Annotated in this window: 6 protein-coding genes, 1 rRNA gene and 1 pseudogene; 6 read left to right on the plus strand and 2 right to left on the minus strand. The window is 69.8% G+C overall.

Features of this window, described 5'->3' with window-relative positions; genetic code table 11:
- Window positions 1-157 precede the first annotated feature (157 nt).
- Genes ACFYZ8_RS37825 through ACFYZ8_RS37845 form a run of 5 tightly spaced genes read left to right on the plus strand, consistent with a single transcriptional unit; the run spans window position 158 to window position 6,938 of the window.
- Complete coding sequence (locus ACFYZ8_RS37825) at window positions 158-991, plus strand: hypothetical protein (protein ID WP_388539907.1); 834 nt, start codon at window positions 158-160, stop codon at window positions 989-991.
- Window positions 981-2,309: a hypothetical protein gene (locus tag ACFYZ8_RS37830; protein ID WP_388539904.1), complete on the plus strand. Its 1,329-nt coding sequence runs from the start codon at window positions 981-983 to the stop codon at window positions 2,307-2,309. The genes ACFYZ8_RS37825 and ACFYZ8_RS37830 overlap by 11 nt, the downstream gene beginning before the upstream one ends.
- Window positions 2,306-3,865 (plus strand): SCO6880 family protein, encoded by a 1,560-nt coding sequence (locus tag ACFYZ8_RS37835; protein WP_359037970.1) that lies wholly within the window; start codon window positions 2,306-2,308, stop codon window positions 3,863-3,865. The genes ACFYZ8_RS37830 and ACFYZ8_RS37835 overlap by 4 nt, the downstream gene beginning before the upstream one ends.
- Before the next feature lie 10 nt (window positions 3,866-3,875).
- Window positions 3,876-5,285 (plus strand): ATP-binding protein, encoded by a 1,410-nt coding sequence (locus ACFYZ8_RS37840; RefSeq protein ID WP_359037968.1) that lies wholly within the window; start codon window positions 3,876-3,878, stop codon window positions 5,283-5,285.
- A gap of 15 nt (window positions 5,286-5,300) precedes the next feature.
- Complete coding sequence (locus tag ACFYZ8_RS37845) at window positions 5,301-6,938, plus strand: type VI secretion protein (protein WP_388540230.1); 1,638 nt, start codon at window positions 5,301-5,303, stop codon at window positions 6,936-6,938.
- 33 nt (window positions 6,939-6,971) lie between these two features.
- Here ACFYZ8_RS37845 and ACFYZ8_RS37850 read toward each other — a convergent pair whose 3' ends face one another.
- Window positions 6,972-7,517 carry a GNAT family N-acetyltransferase gene (locus ACFYZ8_RS37850; protein ID WP_388539899.1) on the minus strand — a complete coding sequence of 182 codons (546 nt, stop codon included), beginning with the start codon at window positions 7,515-7,517 and terminating at the stop codon, window positions 6,972-6,974.
- 73 nt (window positions 7,518-7,590) lie between these two features.
- Between ACFYZ8_RS37850 and ACFYZ8_RS37855 the strand changes: the two are divergent.
- Window positions 7,591-8,057: pseudogene (locus tag ACFYZ8_RS37855) on the plus strand (ABC transporter ATP-binding protein); the annotation flags it as partial.
- Window positions 8,058-8,267: 210 nt separating this feature from the next.
- Here the strand turns inward: ACFYZ8_RS37855 and rrf are convergent.
- Window positions 8,268-8,359, minus strand: a 5S ribosomal RNA gene (rrf, locus tag ACFYZ8_RS37860); the annotation flags it as partial.

The following is an 8,359-nucleotide window of genomic DNA, read 5'->3' on the forward strand; positions in this document are numbered from 1 at the left end:
GTCGACGCACCGCCACTACCCCACCTGTCCGCAGTGCCCACCGGCTGAGGTTGCGTTCCCTGATGTCGAGTCACCACACCGCACCCGCGCGCCAACCAGCGCGGCTACCGTCGTACTCCTACGCGTTTCCGTACGACGCCGAGGGGGCGTGAGCGGCATGAGTCTCGGAGACGACCAGGACGGCTCCGGCGGATACGGCGGCACCGGCCAGACCCGCACCCACCTGCCGGGCGGCACCACCGACGTCTACGGCGGCGCCCGCCGCTCCCCCCGCTCGTCCTCCAGAAGCCTGGTCACCGTAGTCGGCGTCATCGTCCTCCTGATCGCAGCCATCGCCTTCGCGAACCGCGGGGGGGACGGGGGGGCGTCTTCTGCGGAGGGGGTGGGGGGCCAGCCGAAAGCTGCGCCCACATCGGCGACTGGAGAGACACCCGTGCCGGCAGGGGCGAGCGGTATCCCGACGGGGTTCGCCCATGACGCCCAGGGGGCCCAGAGCGCGGCGGCCAACTATGCGGTCGCCCTGGGGTCCACCAGCATGTTCGCGAAGACCACCCGCGACGCCCTTCTGCAGACCATCATCACTCCAGCCCGGGTCGCCGGCCTCGAAGCCGCGCTGGACAAGGCGTACACCCCCGAGTTCAACGAGAGCCTGGGGCTGAACAGAGACGGCTCCGCCCCTGCGGGCTACACCTTCGTGTCCCGCACCAGCCCGATCGGCACGAAGGTCACCCAGACGTCCGCGGCCGCCACGACTGTCGACGTGTGGTGCGGCGGACTCCTGGGGCTGGCGGGCACGAACTCCACCAACCCGGTCACCAGCAGCTGGTTCACCATCACGATGAAGCTGGAATGGACCAGCAACAGCTGGAAGATCGTGACGCACTCCCAGAAGGACGGCCCGTCGCCCGTCCCGGGCGACGACAAGGCCTCCAGTGCCGACGAGATGGCGAAGGCCGTCGAGGAGTACGGAGGGTTCACCTATGCCCGCTAGCCGACGCGTGCTCACCCTGGCCGGCGCCGCCGCCGGTCTCCAGGCCACGGCCGTGCTCATGGCCACGCGTGCTTTCGCTGCGCCCACGCCCAGCCCCACACCGAGCCCGTCCCGGAGCCGCGACTGCTCGCTGATCGCCCCTCCGGCCAGGGACTACTGCGAACAAGGTGGCAGCACCGGCGGCTCGGGGGGTTCGGCTCCCGGTCTCACCTCCACCCTCGACCCCATGTCCTCCCTAGCCAAAAGCTGCGCCAAAGCCGCCTCCTGGACCATCGGCAAGCTCAGCGAGGCCGTCAAGGACACCGCGAACGTCGACTTCACCAACCAGAAGTTCCTCCAGCAGTACGCCGTCGTCTTCGCCGCCTCGACCATCCTCACCCTTCTCCTGTGGCTCCTGGCGGTAGCCAAGCGCGCGGTACGAGGCGTCCCCCTCACCACCGCCATCAGCGAAGCGATCGGGTTCCTCTGGCTGACCGTCCTCGCGTCCGCCTTCACCCCCCTGATCCTCTACACCGTCGTATCGGCGACAGACGGCGTCTCAGAGGTCCTCGCGAAGACCACCGGCGACCAGACCGACACGTTCTTCGGCACCTTCTCCGGCGCCCTGGAGAAGGGCAACGACATCGGCGGCGGCCCCATCATGCTGATCGTCGTCTCCCTGGTCAGCATCCTCGCCGCCGGAGTGCTCTGGCTGGAGCTCGTCATCCGCGCCGCCCTCCTCTACGTCGGCGCCCTCCTCGGCACCGTCGTCTACGCCGGCCTCGTCGACAAGAACCTCTGGGGCCACGTCCGCCGCTGGGCCGGCATCATGATCGCGGTCATCCTGGTCAAACCGGTGATCGTCATCGTCCTCGGCCTCGCCGGCGCCCTCTCCTCCGACGACGGCCCCGACGCCTTCTCCGCCGTCGTCTCCGGCCTCGCCATCATCCTGCTCGCCATCTTCGCCAGCGCGATGATCTACCGCTTCGTCCCCGGCTTCGGCGACGAGATCGCCGGCTCCCGCAACAACCGCATCATGCAGAACGCCGAGGGCAAGGCCGCCGCGGTCATCAGCTCCCCGGCCACCCTGGTCGCCCAGGGCATCAAGACCCACAGCTCCCGGGCCGACAACAACGGTCAGGCCTCCGGAGGTTCGGGCGGCCGCCCGAGCAACCCGGCGTCCGGCGGAGTCGCCGCCCACAGCTCGCGCACCCCGAACGGAGGCGGCGGATCTGTCCCCTCCGCCGCTCCCGCTCCCCGCACGGGCAACTCGGTGAACACCCCGCACGCCGGCAACCGCAACGCAAGCAGCAACAGCACAGGAGGTGACGGGCGTTGACGACCGAGTCCCACGTGTCGCATACGGTCACGCCCCGCCGTACATATCTCATCGGCCGCGCCCGGCCGAACGCGATCGTCGGCCGCAACCGCGAGTCGGGCGAGATCGCGCTCATCATCGTGGGCGCGTTCCTCGGCATGATGTGCGGGCTCCTCGTCCCGGTGCTCTCCCTGCGCATCGTCCTGCTGATGGGCTTCCCGCTGCTCGCGCTGGCCGCGGTCTACGTGCCGTACAAGCGCCGCACCTTCTACAAGTGGTTCGAGATCAACCGCAGTTACAAGCGGACCCTGCGCCAGGGCACCACCTACCGCTCCTCCGTGATGGAGGCCGGCACCCACCTCGACGGCCGCGAGGTCGAGATCGGCCCGCCCCCCGGCATCGGCCGGATCAACTGGCTCGCCGCCCCCTTCGGGCCCGACGAGCTCGCCGTACTGCTCCACGCGGACCGCCGTACCGTCACCGCCGCCATCGAGATCGAGGGCCCCGGCGTCGGCCTGCGCGACTCCGAGGACCAGGAAGCCCTCGTCGACCGCTTCGGCACCCTGCTCAAGCACGTGGCCAACGGCGACGGCTTCGTCACCCGCCTCCAGATGCTCGCCCGCACCCTCCCCGCCGACCCGGACGCCCACGCCAAGGACGTCGCCCTGCGCGGGGACGACAAGGCGCTGCCCTGGCTGCAGACGTCGTACGACCAACTCCAGTCGATGGTGTCCACCAGCAGCGAGCAGCACCGGGCGTACCTCGTCGCCTGCATGCACTACTCCCGTGAACTGGCCGCCGAGGCCCACGCGATGGCGCGTGCCGCCCGCCCCCAGTCCGGTCGCAAGCTGGACAAGGACGCGGGTCTCGCCGTCGTCATGGCCCGCGAGCTGACCGACATCTGCTCGCGCCTCCAGGAGGCCGACATCCGGGTCCGCCAGCCGCTCGGCCAGGGCCGGCTGGCCTCGCTGATCCACTCCATGTACGACCCGGACCACCCCATCGACCACATCCAGGCGATGACCAAGCGCAACGCCTGGCCGGCCGAACTCGACGCCATGGAACCGACGTACCTCCAGGCGAAGACCCGGGAGTCCTCCACCCGCGCGCCCTGGTGCCACGCCACGGCCTGGGTGAAGGAGTGGCCGATGACCCCCGTCGGCGTCAACTTCCTCGCCCCGCTCCTCGTCCACACCCCGGACGTCATCCGCACGGTCGCCGTCACGATGGACCTCGAACCCACCGAGATCGCCATCGAGCGCATGCTGACCGAGAAGACCAACGACGACGCGGAGGCGAGCCGCGCCGCCAAGATGAACCGGACCGTGGACCCCCGTGACATCGCGGCCCACAACCGGCTCGACCAGCGCGGCGAGGACCTCGCGAGCGGCGCGGCCGGGGTCAACCTGGTCGGCTACATCACCGTCTCCTCCCGCACCCCCGAGGCCCTGGCCCGCGACAAGCGGACCATCCGGGCCTCGGCGGGAAAGTCGTATCTGAAACTGGAGTGGTGCGACCGCGAACACCATCGCGCCTTCGTGAACACGCTTCCGTTCGCCACCGGCATCCGAAAGTAGGGGACCAAGCATGCGGGATCCGCTGTCCGTCCTCACCGACGCCTTCACGTCCTTCCTCTTCGGAAAGGTCGAGACGACCCGCCTGCCGGTCCGCACCTCCACCGGCCAGGCGCAGGCGGTCTACCTCCCGACCGCCGCGCCCGGCCTCGGCGACTCGGGCGTGATCATCGGCCGCGAGGTGTACTCCGGCAAGGGCTACATCTACGACCCCTTCCAGCTCTACGGCCAGCAGCTCCCGGCACCCCACTGGCTGGTCCTGGGCGAGTCCGGCAACGGCAAGTCGGCCCTGGAGAAGACGTACGTACTGCGCCAGTTGCGCTTCCGGGACCGCCAAGTGGTCGTCCTGGACGCCCAGGGCGAGGACGGCGTCGGCGAATGGAACCTCATCGCGCAGGAGTTGGGGATAACTCCCATCCGCCTGGACCCGATGGCCGCCCTGGACATGGGGATCCGCCTCAACCCGCTCGACCCGGCGATCACGACGACCGGGCAGCTCGCCCTGCTTCGGACCATCATCGAGGTCGCGATGGGCCACGGCCTCGACGAGCGCTCGGGCTTCGCGCTGAAGGTCGCGCACGCCTATGTCAACGAGACGATCGTCGAACGCCAGCCGATCCTCACGGACATCGTGGAGCAGCTACGGCACCCCGAGCCCGAGTCGGCCGAGGCGATGAACGTCGACATAGAGGACGTCCGCGCGTGGGGCCTGGATGTCGCCCTGGTCCTGGACCGACTGGTCGACGGTGACCTGCGGGGCATGTTCGACGGCCCGACCACGGTCGGCATCGACCTGGACGCGCCGCTGATCGTCTTCGATTTGTCCCACATCGACCGCAACTCCATCGCCATGCCCATCCTCATGGCGATCGTCGGAGTTTGGCTGGAACACACCTGGATCCGCCCCGACCGCAAGAAGCGCATCTTCCTGGTCGAGGAGGCCTGGCACATCATCGCCAGCCCCTTCGTGGCCCAGCTCTTCCAGCGCCTGCTGAAGTTCGGCCGACGGCTCGGCCTGTCCTTCGTGGCGGTGGTCCACCACCTGTCCGACGTGGTGGACGGAGCCGCGGCGAAGGAGGCCGCAGCGATCCTGAAGATGGCGTCGACCCGGACCATCTACGCCCAAAAGGCGGACGAGGCACGCGCGACGGGCCGCGTCCTCGGCCTGCCCCGCTGGGCGGTCGAGATCATCCCGTCCCTCAGCCCCGGCATCGCCGTCTGGGACGTCAACGGCAATGTCCAGGTGGTCAAACACCTGGTCACCGAGACCGAACGCCCCCTGGTCTTCACGGACCGCGCCATGACGGAGTCCTCCAGCGACCTCACCGACGACGCCCTGCGCGCCGCGGAGCTGGAGGCGGAGGAACGGGCGGCGGCCTTCGTGGAGCAGCACATGGGCGACTCCGAGTCGACGGTGGCGTAGGAGGAGCGGGCAGTGGTGAGACCGGACGACCGCCGCCAGGGCGGTCAGGGAGGCCAAGGAGGCGTCCCGGACGGGCTGTTGGTCGGCATACTCGCCTTCCTCCTCGGCATGACCCTGCTGGTCTGGACGGCGACGGGCCTCGCGGCCCTCTTCGCCCACGGTGCCTGGCCCGAGGGCGTCACCTTCACCCGCACCCCCCTGGCCATGCGCCACCTCATCGGCCACCCCCAGGACATCCCCGGCGCCTGGCCCGACACCCCGGCCGGGGGGCTCTCCGGTTACGGCCTGGTCTGGGGCCTGTTCATCGGCCAGCTGATGATCCTGGTCGTCCTCACGATCTTCGTGATGGGCACCCTGGCCCGCTGGAGGGCGGTACGCGCGAGGACGAGGGCGGAGAAACTGGCGGTACGGCAACGGCGTACGGATCCGGAGCCGGTCCATGAGGTGCCGGTCCAGGAGGTACCGATCCCGAGACCGACGCCGGAGCGCCAACCGCAACCACAACCGTCGCCGGCCACGGCGCCTCTCCCCAGCTCCCCGCAGCCCCCCACGCACCCTCAGCCGCAGCCGCAGACGCAGACGCAGCCGCAGCCGCAGCCGCAGACGGCGAGCAACCCGATGGGGCTCCCCCAGCCCACCGAGCCATTCCGCGCGACGTCGACCGCTGCCAAGCTGCCCACTTCTCTGTCCAACGGTGAACGGATGAGCGGGTGGGAAACACCCCGCGCCGAAGTCGCGATCCTCTACGCCCCCAGGGAAGGCCGACACCCCACCGCGACCCAGGCCATCAGGGACGCGGAAGGCCCCGCCCTCGTCGTCACCTCGAACCCGGCCGTCTGGCAGGACACGAAAGACGCCAGAGCCAAACTGGGTCCGGTCCACGTCTACGACCCCACCCACCTCTGCGACACCCCGGACCGCCTCCACTGGTCCCCCACAACGGGCTGCGAGGACAAGGAAACAGCCAAGACCCGCGCCCAGTCCCTCCTCGCCCCCGTCCGCCCCACCGCGAAGATCGACCAGGCCGTGGCCGACACAGCCGAAACGCTCCTGCGCAGCTACCTCCACGCGGCCGCCATAGAGGCCCGCACCATCCGTCACGTCCACCGCTGGTGCCAGGGCACGCAGGTCCAGGACGCCGTGAAGACCCTCCGCACCAACCCGAAGGCGGCCCCCGGCTCAGCGGGCGAACTGGAAGCCGCCCTCACCGCGCACCCCGAACGCCGGGACATCGCCCAGGAGTTGACCAGCAGAGCCCTCTCCGCCCTCTTCACGGTCAATATCCGCGAGGCATGCACTCCCAACCGAAATGATGCCGTCGCCTTGGATTCCTTCGTGGACGAAGGGGGCACGCTTTATGTGGTGGGTGAATCCATCGAGGACCCCAGGACGAATCCCGGCGCGATGCCCCTGCTGACGGCCCTCACCTCAAGCGTGGTCGAGCGTGGCCGGCGCATGGCCGAACGGTCATCCTCCGGTCGCCTCGACCCACCACTGACGCTCGTCCTGGACGACGTCGCAGCTGTGGCTCCGCTTCCCCAGCTCCCGGAGCTGCTGGCCGCCGGAGCGGCCCGGGGGCTGGTGACCCTGGCCCTGCTCCGGTCCCGGGAACAGGCCCGCACCCGCTGGCCGGACGCGGACCTCCCGGCGTAGGGCGTCCGTGGCGGACCCACGGCACGCAAAGGGTCAGACCCGCTCCAGCGCGAACTCCAGCTCGGTCTCCCCCGGAGTCGCCGCCAGCGGCACGATCACACCCGTGGGCTCGAAACCCACCTTGCGGTAGAACCGCTGCGCCCGCCCGTTGTCCTCGTGCACGATCAGCCGCACCCGCTCCGCCCCGTGCGCCCACGCCCACTCCACGGCGGCGTCGAACAGCACGTCGGTGAGCCCGCTCCCGCGCTCCTCGGGCCGTACGAACACCCCGACGAGATGCCCCTGCTTCCGCTCGACCGGAAACCCGGCCCAGTCCGTGGTCCCGGGCTCCTCAAGGAGCACCGTCACCGTCCCGACCCACCGTCCGTCCGGCGCCTCGGCGATGATCGTCTGCACCCCGTCGGCTCCCTCGGCACCCTTGGCCGTCCGCTCCCGCCAGTAGGAGTCGGGGTGCTCCACGGCCTCCCCGTAGGTCTCCAGAAAGGCGAGTGGCGCAACCGGATCCTGAAGGGCCGCGAGCCGCAACTCCTTCGCGGCGGGCCACTCATCGGCGCGGACGGACCGGATCACGTAGCTCATACGAGCCACAGTAGTACCCGGGTACTACCCGCCTCACCTGGAATACCGCCCGCGGTCCGACACCAAAACAGCCATGGCCGACCTCTCCTTCACCGTCCGCCCGGGCACCGTAACCGGCTTCCTCGGCCCGAACGGCGCCGGCAAGTCCACCCCCACCTGCACGCCCTCACCCACACCCACACCCACAGCATCCCCCGAACCCGCGTCGAACAGGTCCTGGACCTCACGGGCCTGACCGAGGCCGCCCACCGCAGGGTCAAGGGCTTCTCCCTCGGCATGGGCCAGCGCCTCGGCCTCGCGGCCGCGTTGCTCGGCGACCCGGCCGTCCTCGTTCTCGACGAACCCGTCAACGGCCTCGACCCCGAGGGCGTCCTGTGGATCCGCAACCTCCTCAGGTCCCTGGCCGCCGAGGGCCGTACGGTCCTCGTCTCCTCCCATCTGATGAGCGAGATGGCCCTCTCCGCGGACCACCTGGTCATCATCGGCCACGGCCGCCTCCTCGCCGACACCACGGTCGACGACTTCGTACGACAGTCCGGCGCGGGCAGCCCTTGCCGATGACCGTGCCGCGGACTTCCAGGGTTTCGGGGGCGGTCGGGGTCGCTTCTACTCCGGGGGCGGCGAGCAGTCGTACGAGAGCGGGTGCCTGCGGGGTGACGAGATATACGCCCGCCTCCACCTGGCCAGTGAAAATGACCCTAAACGCAGAAAACCCCCGTGCCGAATGGCACGGGGGTTTTCCCAAAAATTGTTCGGCGGTGTCCTACTCTCCCACAGGGTCCCCCCTGCAGTACCATCGGCGCTGTAAGGCTTAGCTTCCGGGTTCGGAATGTAACCGGGCG

Origin of the sequence: Streptomyces sp. NPDC001668 (genome assembly GCF_042893155.1) — a bacterium.
In the GTDB taxonomy this organism is placed as follows: domain Bacteria; phylum Actinomycetota; class Actinomycetes; order Streptomycetales; family Streptomycetaceae; genus Streptomyces.